The 18,594-nt window shown below is 62.6% G+C and carries 11 protein-coding genes; 10 read left to right on the top strand and 1 reads right to left on the bottom strand.

Annotated elements, in window-relative coordinates; genetic code table 11:
• Positions 1-176 precede the first annotated feature (176 nt).
• From BLW21_RS07075 to BLW21_RS07055, 5 genes are all read left to right on the top strand, one after another.
• Positions 177-1,409, top strand: a complete 1,233-nt coding sequence (locus BLW21_RS07075; RefSeq protein WP_092738755.1) for a M16 family metallopeptidase — start codon at positions 177-179, stop codon at positions 1,407-1,409.
• Between the two features lie 121 nt (positions 1,410-1,530).
• Positions 1,531-1,965: a YDG/SRA domain-containing protein gene (locus tag BLW21_RS07070; protein WP_092738754.1), complete on the top strand. Its 435-nt coding sequence runs from the start codon at positions 1,531-1,533 to the stop codon at positions 1,963-1,965.
• Positions 1,966-2,077: 112 nt separating this feature from the next.
• Positions 2,078-2,953 (top strand): YDG/SRA domain-containing protein, encoded by an 876-nt coding sequence (locus tag BLW21_RS07065; RefSeq protein WP_092739000.1) that lies wholly within the window; start codon positions 2,078-2,080, stop codon positions 2,951-2,953.
• 8 nt (positions 2,954-2,961) lie between these two features.
• Positions 2,962-3,606, top strand: a complete 645-nt coding sequence (locus BLW21_RS07060) for an O-methyltransferase (protein ID WP_092738753.1) — start codon at positions 2,962-2,964, stop codon at positions 3,604-3,606.
• A 111-nt stretch (positions 3,607-3,717) separates the two neighbouring features.
• Positions 3,718-6,666 (top strand): outer membrane beta-barrel protein, encoded by a 2,949-nt coding sequence (locus BLW21_RS07055; protein WP_092738752.1) that lies wholly within the window; start codon positions 3,718-3,720, stop codon positions 6,664-6,666.
• Between the two features lie 504 nt (positions 6,667-7,170).
• Here BLW21_RS07055 and BLW21_RS07050 read toward each other — a convergent pair.
• The gene (locus BLW21_RS07050; RefSeq protein WP_092738751.1) at positions 7,171-7,890 is read right to left on the bottom strand and encodes a porin family protein; all 720 of its coding nucleotides are present in this window, start codon (positions 7,888-7,890) and stop codon (positions 7,171-7,173) included.
• A gap of 360 nt (positions 7,891-8,250) precedes the next feature.
• Here BLW21_RS07050 and BLW21_RS07045 point away from each other — a divergent pair, with 360 nt between their 5' ends.
• The 5 genes from BLW21_RS07045 to BLW21_RS07025 all read left to right on the top strand — a co-directional run bounded on the left by BLW21_RS07045 (position 8,251) and on the right by BLW21_RS07025 (position 18,586).
• Positions 8,251-10,536 (top strand): LysM peptidoglycan-binding domain-containing protein, encoded by a 2,286-nt coding sequence (locus tag BLW21_RS07045; protein ID WP_092738750.1) that lies wholly within the window; start codon positions 8,251-8,253, stop codon positions 10,534-10,536.
• A gap of 217 nt (positions 10,537-10,753) precedes the next feature.
• Complete coding sequence (locus BLW21_RS07040; protein WP_245711834.1) at positions 10,754-11,986, top strand: MFS transporter; 1,233 nt, start codon at positions 10,754-10,756, stop codon at positions 11,984-11,986.
• Between the two features lie 244 nt (positions 11,987-12,230).
• Positions 12,231-14,252: a transglutaminase domain-containing protein gene (locus BLW21_RS07035; RefSeq protein WP_175470889.1), complete on the top strand. Its 2,022-nt coding sequence runs from the start codon at positions 12,231-12,233 to the stop codon at positions 14,250-14,252.
• 83 nt (positions 14,253-14,335) lie between these two features.
• Positions 14,336-16,396 (top strand): DUF3857 domain-containing protein, encoded by a 2,061-nt coding sequence (locus BLW21_RS07030; protein WP_092738747.1) that lies wholly within the window; start codon positions 14,336-14,338, stop codon positions 16,394-16,396.
• Between the two features lie 252 nt (positions 16,397-16,648).
• On the top strand, positions 16,649-18,586 hold the full coding sequence (locus tag BLW21_RS07025; protein WP_092738746.1) for a DUF3857 domain-containing protein: 1,938 nt from the start codon (positions 16,649-16,651) through the stop codon (positions 18,584-18,586).
• Positions 18,587-18,594: the final 8 nt, after the last annotated feature.

The following is an 18,594-nucleotide window of genomic DNA, read 5'->3' as shown; positions in this document are numbered from 1 at the left end:
TGGTAGAGATTCTTCGCTCCGCTCAGAATGACGGCCTGTTTACCTATTTCACCATCTCACCTCAACGTATCTTTGCAACCTACCACGCGCTGGCGTGGTTATACCAGGCCGGGACAGGGAGTAACTTATACAAAGTCCGAGTCTCCCGGCACTCTAAGCTTCCCAGACCCTACGAAATGACTGATTACGACCTGTACGAGTTGCCCAACGGAATCCGGGTGCTGCATAAGCAGGTTCCGCACACCAAAATTGCCCACTGCGGCTTTCTGCTCGATATTGGCTCGCGCGACGAAAAGCCCCACCAGCTCGGGCTGGCGCACTTCTGGGAGCACATGGCCTTCAAGGGCACCCACAAGCGCAAGAGCTTCCACATCCTCAACCGCCTCGAAACGGTGGGCGGCGAGCTGAACGCCTATACTACTAAGGAGAAGATTTGCTTCTACGCCTCGCTGCTGAGCACCCACTTCGAGCGGGCCTTCGAGCTGCTGACCGACCTCACGTTTAACTCCACTTTCCCCGAAAAGGAAATTGAGAAGGAGCGCGGCGTGATTCTGGAGGAAATGGCCATGTACCATGACGCGCCCGAAGACGCCATTATCGACGACTTCGACGACGTGGTATTTGCCCGCCACACGCTGGGCCACAACATCCTCGGAACCCGCGAAAGCGTGTCGGGCTTTCAGCAGGCCGATTTTCACCAGTTCCTGGCCGACAACGTGCGCACCGACCGGGTGGTATTCAGCTCGGTAAGCAATCTGCCTTTCAAGGAGGTGAAGCGTCTGGCCGATAAGTACCTGGCCCCGCTACCGGCCCGGCTGGGGGCGCGGCCCCGGCTGGGGTTCAGCGGCTACCAGCGCTTGGAGCGGCTGGAGCGCAAACCCATCACGCAGGCCCACTGCCTCATCGGCGGGCCCGCCTACGCGTTGCACGATGAGCGACGGATTCCGTTCTTTTTGCTCAGCAACCTGCTCGGCGGCCCCGGCATGAACTCGCGCCTTAACCTGGGCGTGCGCGAAAAGTACGGCCTCGTGTACACCATCGACGCCACTTACTCGCCCTACACCGACACGGGCCTGTTCGGCATTTATTTCGGCACCGAGAAAAAGCAGGTAAACCGCACCGTTTCGCTGGTGCAGAAGGAGCTCAAGCGCCTGCGTGAGCAAACCCTGGGCACCTCGCAGCTACACACGGCCAAAGAGCAGCTGATGGGCCAGCTGGCCATGGCCGAAGAAAGCAACAGCGGCCTGATGCAGCTGCTGGCCAAAAGCACCCTCGACCTGGGCCGCGTGGAAGCCATCAACGAAATCTTCGACCGCATCCGCCGCATAACGGCCCCCGAGCTGCTGGAAATGGCCAACGAAATCCTCACCGACGACAACCTGAGCGTACTTCAATACGTGCCGGAGTAGTTGAGATGGTGAGTTGACGTTTCAGGGGCCTGATTGCGCCACTTGCACAAGCTGCCCCTACCACGCCGACAGGACCAGCGGACCGTCAACTCACCATTTCACCAAATCACCATCTCACCGCATGCCCCACTTCGGCCACGTTAGCTACTACCGGCCGGGCGATGTGCTGGATAACCGGCTGGCACTAAGCCGGGCGGGGCTGCACCGGCCCACCCGCACGGGTGTGAGCGGCTCAGCCCAAGAAGGCGCGGAATCCATCATTCTGGCCGACCAGTACGCCGACGACGACTTCCGGGAGGATGATCTGACGTACTCGGGCAGCGGCGGCCGCGACCCGCGCACCGGCCGGCAAACGGCCCACCAGGAGATGAGCGGTCGGAATCTGTACCTCAACAAAAGCCTCGAAACCGGCCGCCCGGTGCGGGTTTTTCGGCGGATTACGGTTGGTTCGGGCCACGGCTACCGCTACGAAGGGTTGTACCGGGTGGTGGCAGCGGTGTATGAGGCCGGCAAAGCGGGCTTTCTGGTCTGGAAGTTTCGCTTGGTGCCCGAGTAATAAGGAAGAGTTGCTTGGCTTTTGTACCGCATGCTAGTAGGTTTGCCGTGGGCCAACTACCGTACTGGTCTTCCGCTCACTCCACTCCGATTCTCTGATGCCTACTCGTCCGGTGCCTCTTCATCTTGGCTCAGTTGCGGGCATCGAGCCAGGGCACGAGTTTTTGAACCGGCTGGACGTGAAAGCCGCGGGGCTGCACCGGGACTCTGTTAAGGGCATTGCCAGCCTCAAAGGCAACCCGGCGGAGGCTATTGTGCTGTCGGGCGGCTACGAGGACGACCTGGATTTGGGCTCGGTGATACTATACACCGGCGAGGGCGGCAACCAGGAGGGCCGGCAGGTGGCCGACCAACAGTTGCAGGGCGGCAACCTAGCCCTGCAGCTCAGCTTCGAGCAGCAAACGCCGGTGCGCGTTATTCGGAAGGTATGGCAGGGTAAAACTCCCTTTTACCAGTACGCCGGGCTGTATCTGGTTACCCGTTCAGCGGCGCAAATGGGGCGCTCGGGTCATCTCATCTGGCAGTTTCGGCTGGAAATGATAGCGGCAGAAAGCGCATTAGATTCGGCAACGACACTGGTGCAGGAGCCAGCGGTGGCGTATGAGCCAACGCCGCGCCAACTGGCCTTAACCAACCGATTAGTGCGCGATACGCGCCTGATGCGGATCGTGAAGGAACTCTACGATTTCAGCTGCCAGGTGTGCGCGGCCCGGTTGCCTACGCCCTCCGGGCCCTACGCCGAAGCGGCCCACATTCGGGGCCTAGGCGGCCCGCACCACGGGCCCGACAAGCTCGACAATCTGCTGTGCCTGTGCCCAAACCACCACCTAACTTTCGACCGGGGCAGTTGGTCGGTGAACGATGATGGGACGTTGCGAGGCCAGCCGGGCCGCCTGACCCTGGCTCCGGCCCACGAGGTCAACCCGCTGCACCTGCATTACCACCGCCGCCGCATCTACCAGCCGCACTCGGCGCCTACCTTGTTCTAACGCATCTTATGTACTCCCCCGACGACGCCCAGCGCTACGCCGACGACCACACCAGCCCCGAAAGCGCGCTGCTCGCCCGCCTCAACCGCGAAACCCACGTGCAGGTGCTGCACGCCCGCATGTTGTCGGGGCACGCGCAGGGGCGGCTTTTGAGCATGCTGAGCCATATGGTGCAGCCGCGGCGGGTACTGGAGCTGGGCACCTTCACCGGCTACTCGGCCCTGTGCCTGGCCGAAGGGCTGACTCCGGACGGACTGTTGCACACCGTGGAGCAGAACCCTGAGCTGGCGGGCCGTATCGGGCGCTACGTGGCCGAGGCGGGCCTGGAAGACCGGATTCAGCTGCACATCGGCGACGCCCGGCAGCTGGTGCCCGCGCTGGCCGAAACCTGGGATTTAGTGTTCATCGACGCCGACAAAATTAACAACGACACCTACTATGAACTGGTGCTGCCCCAAGTGCGGCCAGGGGGCTTTTTGCTGATTGACAACGTATTGTGGAATGGCAAGGTATTGCCATTCCACGCCGTGAAGTCCGCCGACAAGGACACGCACGCCGTGCGGGCCTTCAATGCGAAAGTGCAGGCCGACGTGCGGGTGGAAAACGTGCTGTTGCCCCTGCGCGACGGCTTGCTGCTGGTGCGCAAGCTCTAAAGAGACAGCAGTTTCAAACAGCACGTCATTATTAAAATAAATATATGCTACCATTAAACGCTGGCGGATTTTTAGTGTCTGTGCTGGCTAACACCCTATCCGCTTTACCCGATGACAGTACGTTTCCTCTTTTGCCTGCTGCTGTTTACCTCTTTGCTGACTACCGCCCGGGCCCAGACGACCGTCAGCGGCCGCGTGGTTGATGCCCTGGACCAGTCGGCGCTGCTGGGGGCCAACGTGGTGCTACTGCAGCTACCCGACTCGGTGCGGCGGGGGGCAGCCGTGGAGCCCAACGGCACGTTTGTGGTGCCGGGTGTACCGGCGGGGCGCTACCGGCTCACGGTATCGTTTCTGGGTTATCAGGACCTTCAGCGGGTTGTAGAAGTGGGCAGCGCCCCGCTGAACCTGGGCGCGCTGACGTTGCAGGCCGGGGGCGTGACGCTGAAGGGCGTGGAAGTGGTAGGCCAGGCCGCCGCGGCCGTGCAGAAGGGCGACACGGCCCAGTTCAATGCTGGCTCGTTTAAAACCAACCCCGATGCCAGCGCCGGCGACCTGATTCGCAAGATGCCCGGCGTGACCGTGGACCCTACCACCGGCAAGGTGCAGGCCCAGGGCGAGCAGGTGCAGCGGGTGCTGGTAGACGGCAAGGAGTTTTTCGGCAACGACCCCGACGCGGTGCTCAAGAACCTGCCGGCCGAGGTAATCGACAAGATTCAGGTGTACGACCGGGCTTCTGACCAAAGCCAGTTTACGGGCTTCGACGACGGCAACCAGCAGAAAACCATCAACATCATCACCAAGCCGCAATTCCGCAACGGCAAGTTCGGGCGGGTGGTGGCCGGCTACGGGCCGCTTGATGACCGGTACCGGCTAAGCGGCAACCTGAACAGCTTCCAGGGCAAGCGTCGGCTGAGCGTGGTGGCGCAGAGCAATAATATCAACGAGCAGAATTTCGGCACCGACGACCTGTTAGGCGTCATCGGCTCCTCGGCCCAGGGTGGCGGCGGGCGCGGCGGCCGGGGCGGCGGGCGCGGCGGCCAGGGCGGGGGCGGCAACAACTCGGGCGACTTTCTGGTGAACCAGCAGGGCGGCATCAGCAAAACCCACGCAATAGGCCTAAACTACTCCGACACCTGGGGCACGAAAACCACTGTGCAGGGCAGCTACTTTTTCAACCTGAGCGACAACACCAGCGCCACCAGCCTGCTGCGCCGCTACGTGCCCACCACCGACCAGCCCCAGGATCTGCGCTACGCCGAAGACTCGCGTGCCAGCAGTCGCAACCTCAACAACCGCTTCAACCTGCGCCTCGACCACAAATTCGACTCGCTGAACTCGCTACTGTGGCGACCCAGCTTCTCGATGCAGCGCAACACGGGCAATAGCCTGCTCGACGGCAACACGTTTGTAGCCGCCGCCGATGCGGCCAACGCCACCACGCCCCAGGGAGCCAACGCCAGCTCCTACCGCTCGGCCCTCACCGGCATCACGGGCAGCAGCCAGCTGCTGTACCGCCGCCGCTTTGCCCGGCGGGGCCGCACGTTTGCGGCGGGTTTCAACGCCGGCTACAACGATAATCGGGGCGACAACAACCTGCTGTCGAGCACTACTTTCTACCGCCAGCAGCAGCCGGTAACCAGCACGCTCAACCAGTTTTCGGAGCTGACCCAGACCGGCTGGAACTGGCGCGGCAGCCTCGACTACACCGAGCCGCTGGGCCAGCACGGGGCCGTGCAGGCCGAGTACGATATTGCCTACACGCCCAACAAATCGGACAAGCGCACCTACGATTTTGTGCCCGGCGAGCAGCAGTACAGCCTCCTCAACGACACGCTCAGCTCGGTATTTCAGAGCAACTACCTCACAAATTCGGGGGGCCTTACGTACCGCTACCAAAACAAGGACCTGCAGTGGTCGGTGGGCGCGGAGCTGCAGAACGCCCGCCTGCAGAGCGACCAGGAATTCCCCCGGCTTGCCGAAACCCGCCGCTCTTTCCTTAACCTGCTGCCCAATGCCCAGGTGCGCTACAATTTCTCGAAGCAGCAGAACCTGCGCCTCAACTACCGCACCAGCACCAACGCCCCCTCGGTGGGCCAGCTGCAGGAAGTGGTGAACAACTCCAACCCGCTGCAGCTGACCACAGGCAACCCTAACCTGCGCCAGGAAACCCGCCAGAACCTGTTTGTGCGCTACTCGTCGGCGGTGCCCGAGAAGTCGCGCTCCTTCTTCGCGTTCCTGGGCGGCAGCTACGTCAACAACTACATCACCAACAACACGATTTACGCCAGCGGCGCCCCACTGACCGTAGACGGCATCGTTATTCCGGCCGGCGGCCAGCTCACGCGGCCTGTCAACTTAAGCCAGCAGTACTCGGTGCGCAGCTTCGCTAACTACAGCCAGCCGCTGGCCTTTATCAAGTCGAACCTGAGCGTGAATGCCGGCGCCAACTACGCCCAGACGCCAGGCCTGGTGTTCGGGGAGCTCAACTACAATCGCACGCCTTCGGCCAACCTGGGCCTGGCGCTGAGCAGCAACATCAGCCCCGAGGTCGACTTTACGCTCTCATCGAACTCCAGCCAGAACTGGGTGCGCAACAGCCTGCAGCAACAGCTCAACAGCCGCTATTTCCGCCAGAACACCAGCCTGCGCTTAAGCTGGATTATCAGCAAAGGCATCACGCTCAAGTCCGATGTTAACCACCAGTTGTACTCGGGTCTGGCGGCGGGCTTCAACCAGAATTTCGTGCTTTGGAATGCCTCGCTGGGCAAGAAAATATTTGCCAGTCAGCGGGGAGAAATTCAGGTATTCGCCTTCGATCTGCTGGGTCAGAACAACAGCATCCAACGCAACATTGCCGCCGCCTACACCGAAGACGTGCGCACCAATATTCTGCAGCGCTACTTCCTGCTGAGCTTCACCTACAACATCCGCAGCTTCGGCAGCGGCGCCGGCGCGGCACCCGAGCGCGAAGGCCGCGACAACAACAACGACGGCCCGCGCCCCGGCGGTGGCCGGCCGGGAGGCGGGGGCTTTAGTGGGCCCGGGGGCGGCGGAATGTAAGGACATTGGCTATTAAAACCTCGTTCCGAGCGCAGTCGAGGCATCTTGCGTACTGGCGTTGCAATAGTAGCCCTAACATCAGCCCACAAGCTTCCTCGGCTGTGCTCGGAATGACGAGCGGCTTTACCGCTTCCAGCCAGCTTGCCGCTGAACCCGCCAAACAGAAGGCCCGCTCCAGATTGGAGCGGGCCTTCTGTTTGGCGGGTTCAGCGCCCGAAACGTTACTCCAGGTTCCACTTCACTGACTAGCTACCAACTACGCAGCGCACCAAATCCTCTCCGGAGAGAATGGAAATAATGGATCTGTGCTGTTGCAGAAGCCGCGTAAACCGACCGTCATGTTAACTGCACCTGCATGTCATACGGCAGCATCCCCTGCCTGTCGTTCAGCCCTGCAACGGTCGGTGAGCCGTGCTCGGATTGGGGTATATCGTGAACGGCTGAGCGATGTAGGCCTCCGGCTACCTGTTTCCGGAGGATCCTGAAACCCAGTACCCGCCCAGGCTACTCGGAATGCCCAAACAGATAAGCTACCGATACCTGTGCTACCCGATTGTAATAGCTGGGCGTAATAAACCCGGCCCCAACCCCTTCCTCATACCGGGGGCCAACGTCACGCAGTCCGTAGCTGTAGCTCAGCTGCAGTAGTAGCTGCTCGTAGCAGTAGCCAACTCCGGCTTGCAGGCCGGCATCAATCCGTTGGGAGTAGGAATGAATGGAATAAGGATCAGTAGCCCGCCCCGGCTTAAGCTTTATGGTGGCTTGGCGCGCATCACTCGTTCCACTCATCGCGTCCTCATAGTATGTGTCAAGTTCGGCTTTTCCCCGAAGCAGCAACCCGACATAGCCACCGGCAAACACCTGAAGGCCTTGTCCGTCGGCACGAAAGGCATAGGCCACCTGCACGGGTAGATTCAGGTAATTCAGGCGGTAGTCGTTTTTCTGGCGGGTGTACAGACTTTGGGGTGAGGTGTACTCATCATCTATGCGAAACCCTTTCTGCTGGTAAAGTGCCGCTACCTGTAGGGCCAGGTGCTGGCGCTGGACGTTTACCAGTGCGCCAATTGCGCCTCCGGTTCGATAGTGGGTCGTAAAGGTGTGGTCGTACTCATAAGGCGCCGTGCTGGTGTTGAACCCGATAACGGGCCCCGCGCTGATACTGGTTTGGCCCTGCGCATAACCAACGGAACCGAGTAGGAATAAGGGAATAAATAGATGTTTCATGGTGCAAAGCTAGAGATACTGCCCCGCTCATTTGAGTCAATATACGGGCCGCCGAGTGATGGAAAGGTAACCCCTTGCTGACCTGATCGGAAACGTTTGAAAAAAATCGGTGCAGCAACCGAAACGCCATAAAAGGGGTCGGTATTCGGGCTGCTTGCGTCGCTGGCCGGGTTTGCGCGGCAACTGATCCGGGCGCGAACCACTGCCCGCTTACCGCCCTTTGCTACGCGGTAGAATTCCGTCATTCTCTTGGATTCGCGAGTCCCAGCACGGAACGCACCCGATTTTTCCTCTACTTTGTAGGCTGACGGGGCCGGCCAGCGGGGCTGGCGCAGTGGCTCCGCGTATTGCCTGCTTTGTATGAAACGACTTTATCTGCTGCTCCTGCTGCTGGTTCCGCTGCTCGGAGTGGCCCAAACCGTGCCTGTACCGGCCAACCTTACGCTGGGCAACCTGCGCCTGCGCCTTACCCCCGGCGGCCAGGCGGCCGTGCAACAGAAGGTGGACGCGCTGCGCCGTCATCCCGCCTCTTTCCAGGCCCGGGTAGTGCTGGCCGATGCTTACTTTCCGCTCATCGACCGGGTTTTTCAGCAGGAAGGGCTGCCGCTGGATTTCCGCTACCTAGCCATCCATGAAAGCGGCTTGCAGGGCAATGCCCAGAGCATCAGCGACGCCGTGGGCTACTGGCAGTTCAAGCGCGAGGCAGCCCTGGATTTTGGGCTGCTGATGAACGAGTCGGTGGATGAGCGCAAGCATATTGTGGCCTCGTCGAAGGCGGCGGCCCAGTACCTGCTGCGCAACAACAAAACGTTTCATAACTGGATTAACTCCCTCATCAGCTACAACCTGGGCCTGACCGGGGCCAAGCCCTACACCCTGCCCACCGACTACGATGCCACCGAAATGGAGATTTCGGAGCGCACCAACGGCTACGTACTCACGTTTCTGGCCCACAAGGTGGCTTTTGAGCCCGCGCTGAACCTGAATCCGCGGCCGCCGCTGCTGTTTCAGGAGTTTCCGGCGCCGGCCGGGCAGCCCCTGAGCCTGCTGGCCACCAGCCTGCGCCAGGACCCTGAGGAGCTGGCCAAGCACAACCGCTGGCTGCTGGCCCCCACCGTGCCCACCGACCGCGCCTACACCGTGCTGGTACCCATCTCCGACCCCGCCCAGCTGACGCTGCTGGCGGCCCAGCAAAAAACGGCCGCCGCCACCCAGCTACTCAACCCACCCACCGCCGACCCCGAAAACGCTGCCCTGGTGCGCGTAAACGGCCTGCGGGCCCTAATTGCGCTGCCCGGCGACACCAAGGAAACCCTGGCCCGCCGCGGCAGCCTCAAGCTGCGGCGCTTCCTCAAGTACAACGACCTGTTTGCCTTCGACCAGATTGTGCCCGGCCAGCCCTATTTCCTGCAGAAGAAGCGCGACAAGGCGGCCGTGGAGTACCACGTAGCTTTGCCCGGCGAAAGCGTGCTAACCGTGTCGCAGAAGTACGGGCTGCGGGCCAAGGCCATCTGGCAGAAAAACCGGATGGCTCGCAACGAGGAGCTACGCCCCGGCCGGGTACTGTGGTTGCAGCACACGCGCCCCAAAACCACGCCCATCGAGTACGTCGATAGCCAGAACCGCGCCGCGCTGGCCGCCTTCGAGCAGCCCGTATCCAGCACTCCGGCCCCGCTACCGGCCCCTAGGAAGCGCACCACCAACGACCCGGAGCCCTACCGCGGCAGCACCGCCCGCGCCAACCGGACGCTGGGAGATGCCGCAGAAGCTAATTCGGCAGCCAACGAGACCGACGCCCAGATGGAGGATGTAAACGAGTCGCCGACCGCGGCGGCTCCGGTTCCCGCTACTCCAGCCGCCGCGCCGGCAAAACCGATTCCGGCTCCGAGTCCGGCTCCAGCTCCGGCCGCGGCTCCGGTAGCCGCCGCCACGCCGGCTTCGTCGCTACCGCCGCGGCGGCCGCTGCCGGCCTCGCGCCCCGTCGCCGACGAGCCCCGTAGTGGAGCACCCGCTGCTCCGGCCGATATGGAAGCTTCGCGAACTGCTCCGCCGGTTTGGCGGCCCGCACCCGCGACGGCCCCGGTTGCTACGCCGGCTCCCCGGCCCGCCACACCCGCCCCGGCTGCCACCCCGCCACCGGCTCCGGCCCCTACTGCGGTAACTCCAGCGGCACCTGCCCCGGCACCATCTCCGGCCCCGGCACCCTCTCCGGCCCCGGAAGCTGCTGCCGTGCCCGCCGCCGGACCACCTACCATCGTGGAGCCGGTACCGGCCAGCGGCCTGCATACCGTGGAACCCAAGGAAAACCTGTACTCGGTGGCCCGCCGCTTCAAGCTGCGCCCGGCCGATATCATCGCCTGGAATGAACTGCCGGCTAATCCGTCGCTGAAAATCGGGCAGGTGCTGCGCGTGGCGGCTCCGGCTGCTACTGCTGCACCGGCTGCCACACAGGCTTCGGCTGCGCCAGCCGTTGCTCCGCCCGCTACCGTGCGCTACACGGTGCAGCCGGGCGAAACGCTCTACGCCATTTCGCGCCGCTACGGCGTTACCATCAACCAGCTGATGGAGTGGAATGGCAAACCCGATTTCGCCGTGAAGCCCGGCGAGGTGCTGGTCGTGACGGCTCCGGCCCAGCAGTCCAAATAGCAGCCAAACGGGCCTACTCCTCAGCCCCGGCAGAACAGCATGACCGATCTACCGGCCCCGCTGCTCTGCCGGGGCTGAACTCTTTTCGGCTGTTCCTAGCAGACTTGGTCCACTGCTACCGCTCACCCGTTGCGGGGGCAGGTTTCAGCCGGAGCTGTAGCAGTAACTTAGCCCGGAGTGCCGAACCCCGCCCTGGCCGGCTTACCTTTGCGGCCGCATGGTTTCCCCACTTACTACTACGGCCCCCGCGCCTCGCCCACCCCGCGTGTACACGGCTGGTTTCTGGCTGATGTGCCTCTCGTCGCTCCTGTTTTTCATGAGCTTCAACATGCTGCTGCCCGAGCTACCCGACTACCTGACCAGCCTGGGCGGCGGCGAGTACAAGGGCTACATCATTGCCCTGTTTACGCTCACGGCGGGCCTTTCGCGGCCCTTTTCGGGCAAGCTGGCCGATACCGTGGGACGCATTCCGGTGATGGTATTTGGCTCGCTGGTATGCTTTATCTGCGGCTTCTTTTATCCGTTTACGGTTACGGTGCTGGGGTTTCTGGGGCTGCGGCTGCTGCACGGGTTCAGCACCGGTTTCAAGCCCACCGGCACGGCCGCCTTCATTGCCGATATCGTGCCGCTGGCCCGCCGGGGCGAAGCCATGGGCCTGCTGGGTGTGGCCGGTTCGGTGGGCATGGCGGCCGGCCCCACACTGGGCTCGTGGCTGGCGGCCCACTTCTCGCTCGACGTGCTGTTCTACTGCTCCTCGGGCCTGGCCCTGCTCAGCCTCATCGTGCAGGGCACCATGACCGAAACGCTGGCCCCGGCTCAGCGGCAGCGCTTCAGCTGGAAACTGCTCAAAATTGAAAGCTGGGCGGAAGTGTTCGAGCCCCGGGTGCTGATACCATCGGCGGCTACGCTCCTGTTCCTGTTTCCGTTCGGGGCCATTTTCACGGTCGTGCCCGACCAGAGCCGGGTGCTGGGCCTCACCGGCGAAAGCAAGGGCCTGTTCTACCTCTGCTACACCGGTGCCTCGCTGCTAGTACGCCTGCTGGCCGGCCGCGCCTCCGACCGCTACGGGCGGGTGCCGGTGCTGCTGGGCTCATCCGGCGTTATTATCACTTCTTTGCTGTTGCTGGCTTTTGCTAGCTCGGTGCCGGTATTTCTGGCCGGGGCCATGCTGTTCGGGCTGGGCACGGGCCTCAACTCGCCTACCATTTACGCCTGGACCGTGGATTTGAGCCATCCCGCCCGGCGCGGCCGGGCCGTATCCACAATGTATATGGCCCTGGAAGCCGGTATCGGCGTGGGGGCCCTGCTGGCGGGCTGGGTGTTCGGCAACGAGCCCGCTCACCTGCCCTTCGTGCACCTGCTCAGCGCCGGCAGCGTATGCTGCGGGCTAGTGTTTTTGCTGGTGATGCGGCGGCGGGTGCCGGCAGTGCTGGCCGAGGAAGCAGCCTGAAGAAGCCGCCCGGGCCGGGCGTTGGGCAAATCTGCCCAACGCCGCAACATACCGCCTACTGAACCCTAGGAGCACGTGGGCCTCCCTGCTCGTAGGAGTCTGAAAATAAGTTTACTTCATGTGTTGTTCATCTTCGAAATAAATAGGATATTTCGGTTCTGATGGTAACCCTGTATGGTTAGCACGGGCCGGATTAACCGGCTTATTGCCGCTTATTTTTTTCGTTGTGTCGATGTATGTATCCATGTTGCGCCGACAGCTACTGCTGGTTGGGCTTGCTGGGGCAACTACGGGGCTGGCCCGGGCCCAGGAGGCCCCGCTGAAGTTCGGTAAGCTCGATGCCCGTGAGGCGGCTGCCCTACTGGCGCAACCCACCCCCGACTCGGCCGCCGCCGAAGTGCTCTGCGACTTTGGCCAGTCGCGCATCCGAGGCAAACAGGATGGTTTCGAATTGCGGTTCGAGCGCACGGCCCGCCTGCTTATCCGCCGGTCGGAGGGCTACGAACACGCGACCGTGCGGGTGGTACTTTACCATGATAAAGAAAACGGCCGTGAGCAAATCAGCCAGCTCAAAGGTTTTACCTACCACCTGGCAGGCACCCAGCTCAGCAAGGAACCCCTGAAAACGGAGGCCGTATTCAGCCGCAAGCTCGACGAAAACCACGACGAGTACGCCTTCACGCTGCCCAATGTGCGGGCGGGGGCCATCCTCGAGTTCACGTATCTGCTGACTTCCCCCTTCCTGTTCAATTTGCAGGACTGGCGCTTTCAGCACGACATTCCGGTGCGCTGGAGCGAGTATCGGGTGGCTATTCCCTCCTTCTATACTTACAAGGAGATGACCCGGACTTACCTGCCTTTCACGGTGAACGAAACTGGTATTGAACAGTACCGGACCTCGTACCAGCAGTCCGGCAACGGCTTCGGCACCTCGCCGGCCTACGCCGAAAACCTAACGCTTACCGCCCAGGCCCTCACCCGCCGCTGGGTACTGAAAAATGCGCCCTCATTTCATCAAGAGGCCCTCATGACCACGGAACGTGACTACATGAGCCGGGTGGATTTTGAGCTGGAGCGCATTCAGTTTGACGCATCGCGCGACCCGGTTTTTCAGGTGGGCACCTGGGCGCAGATTGAAGCGCAGCTGCTCAGACACGCCGATTTCGGTGGCTTCCTGGAGCGGGATTCCCCCCTGCAGGCCAGGGCCGGCACCTTGTCGGTACAACCCGACCCAACCGCGCGGGCCAAAGCCGTTCGCCAGCTGCTGCTGGAGTCCGTGGCCTATAACAGTACGCCTGCCCTATATGCCAGCACCCCACCCCGCCGGGTGCTGGAGCTGCGACAAGGCAACGCCGCCGACCTCAACCTGCTGCTGGTAGCGCTGCTGCGACAAGCGGGCCTGGACGCCCAGCCGCTGCTGCTCAGCACCCGCGGCAACGGCCGTATTCAAACGGAGCTACCCATGCTCAGCCAATTCAACTACGTGGTGGCACATGTGGCGCTGCCCGGTGGCAAAGAGTTGCTGCTCGACGCCACCGACGCCAGCCTCACAGCCGGCCTGCTGCCCGCGGGTTGCCTCAATGAGCAGGGCCGGCTGCTGGGCCCCAAAGGGCGCTGGGTGTCGCTGGCACCGGCGGCCCCCCATTTTGTGTATACCCAAGCCAAACTGGTGCTGGCCCCCACCGGCGAGCTAAGCGGCACCATCCGGCAGGAGTACAGCGGCTACGCCGCCGCCGAGCACCGCCAGCCGGTTGCCACGCTGCGCCAGCAGTGGCAAAAAAACCACCCCGACTGGCAGCTCGACCAAGCCCCATTGCCGGCGGCAGCAGTGGCAGAAACCGATGCCAATAGCCCGGTAGTGTTGCACCTGCAGGCCCGCCTGCCCGGCCCCGAGTCGTCCGCGCCTACCATGTATTTGCGGCCGTTGCAGGCACTGAGTGAGCTGAGCAACCCCTTCCGCGCTGCCACCCGCATGTATCCGGTCGATTTTGCCGTTGCGCCGCGCCTCGAGCAGCACCTGGAGCTTACGCTGCCGGCGGGCTATACGGCCACCGCCCTGCCGGCCAGCATGCAGCTGGCGCTGCCCAACAACGGCGGGAAATTCGTTTTTCAGACTACGCCCAACGGCCCTGGCCAACTATTGGTAGTGAGTCGGCTGCAACTCACCAAAACCCGCTATTCGGCCCAGGAGTACCAGGCGTTGCGCGAATTTTACACGAAGGCCCTGGCCAAAATAGCCGAGCCCATTGTGCTGCAACGGCAGTAGGTGCCGGCGCTGAGCTGCTACCGGCCGGGCTGCACTGCCCTGGAATTTTTCACTATGTTTTCAAGCTCAAACCACCGCTTACTATGATGCAACCGCTACTTTTCAGGGCGCTGCTAACCGGCACGCTCATTACGGCTACGGCCGGGCTCCTCCAGGCCCAGGACGCACCCATCAAATTCGGCAGCATCAACGAAGCCGACCTGACCGACCGCAACTTTGTGGCCGACAGCGCCGCCTCGGCCGTGGTGCTGTGCGACTTTGGCCGCTCGTACTTTTCGTATGGTGGCAAAGGTTTTTCCGTGATATTTGAGCGGGTAAAGCGCATTAAAATCCTCAAAAAATCGGGCTACGAGTACGCCAGCGGCCGGGTTCCGTTGTACCATGCCAACGGCCGCGACGAAAAGCTGACGAGTCTGAAAGGCTTCACCTACAACCTGGTAAACGGGCAGGTGGTGAAGGAAAAGCTGAACTCGGATGCTATTTTCAAGGAAGAAAGCTCGGCCAACGTAACGGTGCGCAAATTCACGCTGCCCAACGTGCGCGTGGGCTCGGTGGTGGAGTACAGCTACTCGGTGGCGTCCGACTTTGCGTTCAACTTCCAGGACTGGACGTTTCAGGAAGATATTCCGGTGCGCTGGAGCGAGTACCGGGCGTCTATTCCGGAGTATTTCGACTACCGGATGGTGATGCAGGGCTACGAGCCGCTAACGGTAACGGAGCAGACCAAATCGACGGGCCAGTTCGTGGTTTCTTACTCGGGGCAGAGCGAGGGCGGGGGCTTTACGGCGACCCGCACGGCAGGCGGCTCCGATACGTATACGCCCCTCATGACCAATTACCGCTGGGCCATGAAGGAGGTACCGGCCCTGCGCGAGGAGCCTTACATGACCACCACCGACGACTACCTGGCCCGCATCGATTTCGAGCTGGCGGGCACGCGCATGCCCGGCCGGCCCTACGAAGCCGTGGCCGGCTCGTGGGACAAAATCGAGGAGGAACTTCTCAATAACGAGGACTTCGGGACTCAAATGAATCGGGGGGGCTTTCTGAAAGACCAGCTTACGCCGCTGCTGGCAAAGGCCGGCACCGACCCAGTGGCCCGCGTGGCCGCCGTGCACGGACTGGTGCGTGGCAGCATCAAGCACAACGGCCAGAGCAGCCTGCGGGCCACCTCCACCGTGCGCCGGGCCTACGACCAGAAAGCCGGCTCGGCCGCCGATGTAAACCTGCTGCTGATTGCGGCCCTGCGCGAGGCCGGCTTCAAGGCCAACCCCGTGGTACTGAGCACCCGCTCGCACGGCCACTTGCTACCCGATATGCCGCCGCTGCTCAGCCGCCTCAATTACGTGCTGGCCCACGTGCAGCTACCCGACGGCCAGGAAATGCTGGTAGATGCCACCGAGGAGCTGGCTCCGTCGGGCATGCTGCCCCACCGCTGCCTCAACGGCCAGGGCCGCCTGATTATGCCCCGGGGCCAGGAGTCGCGCTGGGTGGAGCTTACGCCCAAAGAGCGCCTCACCTCCTACCGCCAGGTAACTATGGCGCTGGACGAAAACGGGGGCCTGCGCGGCAGTGTACACCAGGAGCACGCCGGCTACCAGGCCCTGGCGCAGCGCGAGAAGCTGCGCGAGCTGGGCGAGAAAAAGTACGTAGCCGATTTGAGCGCCGGCCACGAGGGCTGGAGCATTCCCAAATACGCATTTAAGGAGCGCGACCAATTACAGAAACCGCTCACGCTCGACTACGATTTTGTGAGCAACGCTGAGGCCAACGCGCCGGCCGGCACCCTGTATCTGAATCCGCTTCGCGATTTTGGAATGGAGAAAAACCCCTTTCTGCACGAGAACCGCCGTTTCCCGGTCGATTTTGGCACCCCGCTGGAAGAAACTACCATGATTACCCTGACACTGCCCGCCGGCTATGAGCTGGCCGAAACACCCCAGGGCCTGGTAATGGATCTGCCCGAAAAGGGCGGGCGCTTTCTTTACGGAGTACAAAGCACCCCCGCGGGCATACAGCTGGTAAGCCGCCTGAGCCTGAGCAGGCCAGTTTACTCGGCCGAAGAATACACGTACCTGCGCGAGTTCTTCGCCCGCCTCATGGCTAAGCAGGGCGAGCGGCTGGTCATCAAAAAGAAATCCTGATTTTAGTGAATAATGAACAGTGACTAAGGAATAGTGAGCAGATGAAGCTGTTTACAAAGTCGGCCATGGTTACGAAATTGTCATGCTGAGCTTGTCGAAGCATCTCTACCGCTTCGTTGGATGACTGCGACGAAGCGGTAGAGATGCTTCGACAAGCTCAGCATGACCGCCTTTTGACTTTGTAAACAGCTTCGATATTACGCAGCTCACTATTCCTTAGTCACTGTTCATTATTCGTTATTCACTAAGGCCATGCGTTGTATCCCATTCGCTTTTATCCTTTTTGCGGGCAGTGCGCTAACTGCCTGGGCGGGGCCGGCGCCCAAATACGCGGTGGCCGAGCTGCCCGCGGCGCTCCGCGAAAACGCCCACGCCGTGGAGCGCCGCCACGATGAGCTGCTGACGGTAAAATCGGCGGCCCGCACCGTGGAAACGGTGCTGCGGGCCACCACGATTCTCGACGAAGCGGGCAGCCGCTGGGCCTCCGAGCTGGTGTACTACAGCTCGCTCAACCGCATCAGCTACTTCCGGGGGGCCGTGTACGACGCCGGCGGCCGGCAGCTGCGGCAGCTGCGCAGCCAGGACATCCGCGACATCAGCCTGTCCGACGGCTTCAGCCTGGCCACCGATGCCCGCGGCCGGGTGGCCGACCTCAGCCAGCCCACCTACCCCTACACCGTCGAGTTTGAGTACGAAGTGGTATCGGATAACCCCTTGTTCTACTCGACCTGGAAACCCCAGGCCACCGAGCAGTTCAGCGTGCAGGAGGCTACATTTAAGGTGGTGATGCCGGCCGGGCTGGCGCTGCGCTTCCAGGAGCGGCGGCTGCCGGCCGGCACGGCCCTGGCCCAAAGCACGGTGGCCGGCCAGCAGGTGTACGCGTGGCGGGTGCAGAACCTGGCGGCGCTGGAAGAGGAAACCGACGCGCCGCCGGTGTCGGAGCTGACGCCGGCCGTGTTTACGGCGCCCAGCGCGTTTGAGGTGGAAGGCCATGCCGGCCAGCTCAACAGCTGGGCCGACCTCAGCCGCTGGACCTACGAGCTGAACGCCAACCGCGCCACGCTGCCCCCGGCCCTGGTGGCCGGCATGCAGGCGCTGGTAGCCGGCGAAACCGACGAGCGGGCCCGCATCCGGAAGGTGTACAAGTTTTTGCAGGCCAACACCCGCTACATCTCGGTGCAATTGGGGCTGGGCGGCTGGCAGACGTTTCCGGCCGCCGATGTGGCCGCCAAGGGCTACGGCGACTGCAAGGCCCTGACCAACTATTGCCAGGCCCTGCTGAGCGCGGCCGGCATCACGGCCCATGCTGCCCTGATAAAGGCCGGCGCCGACGAGCACGACATCCGCACCGATTTTCCCAGCTCGCAGTTCAACCATGTGGTGCTGTGCGTGCCGCTGAAAGCTGCTAAGGCCGATACCGTGTGGCTGGAATGCACCGACCAGACCAACCCCTTCGGTTACATGGGCAGCTTTACGGGCAACCGCCATGCGCTGCTGCTGCTGCCCGAAGGCGGTCGGTTGGTGCCCACGCCCCGCTACGGGGCCGCCGAAAACCGCCGCCAGCGCCACGCCGATGTGTATCTTGATGCCAACGGCAACGCGAAGGCCACGCTGCGCACCCTACGCACTGGCCTCGAGTATGATGCCGTAGCCGGCCTGGCGGGCCTGGAGCTGAGCGAACAGAAGAAGCGCGTGAGCAACCGCCTGGCCCTGGGCAACTTCACGCTCGATAAGGTGGCGTTCCAGCCGCTGCCAACCACGGCTACCATACCGGGCCTGGTAGAAACGCTGGCCCTCACGCTGCCCGGCCTGGCTCCGCCCAGCGGCAAACGCGTGTTTATTACGCCCAATCTGCTCAGCCGTCTCTCGGCCCCCACGCCAGCCGTGGGCGAGCGGCAAACCGACGTTTGGCTCGACTATGCGTTCACCCAGCTTGATACCGTGCAGCTGCACCTGCCCGCCAGCCTGCAGCCCGAGCAGCTCCCGGCCCCGGTACAGCTGACGACACCCTTCGGCACCTACTCCAGCCAGCTGCAGGCCCTGCCCGATGGCAGCATCCGCTACGTGCGCCGCCTCGAAATGCCGCGCACCCGCTTCGCCCGCGCCGACTACCCAGCCTACCTGGAGTTCCGCCGCAAAGTAAGCGCCGCCGATAAAGCCCAACTGGTACTACTGAAAACCGACGCGTAGGCGGGTAC

The sequence above is a fragment of the Hymenobacter psychrophilus genome, from assembly GCF_900107135.1.
GTDB classification, from domain to species: Bacteria; Bacteroidota; Bacteroidia; order Cytophagales; family Hymenobacteraceae; genus Hymenobacter; species Hymenobacter psychrophilus.
Note: the sequence above shows the minus strand (reverse complement) of the source record. Positions and strands in the feature narration are given on the sequence as shown.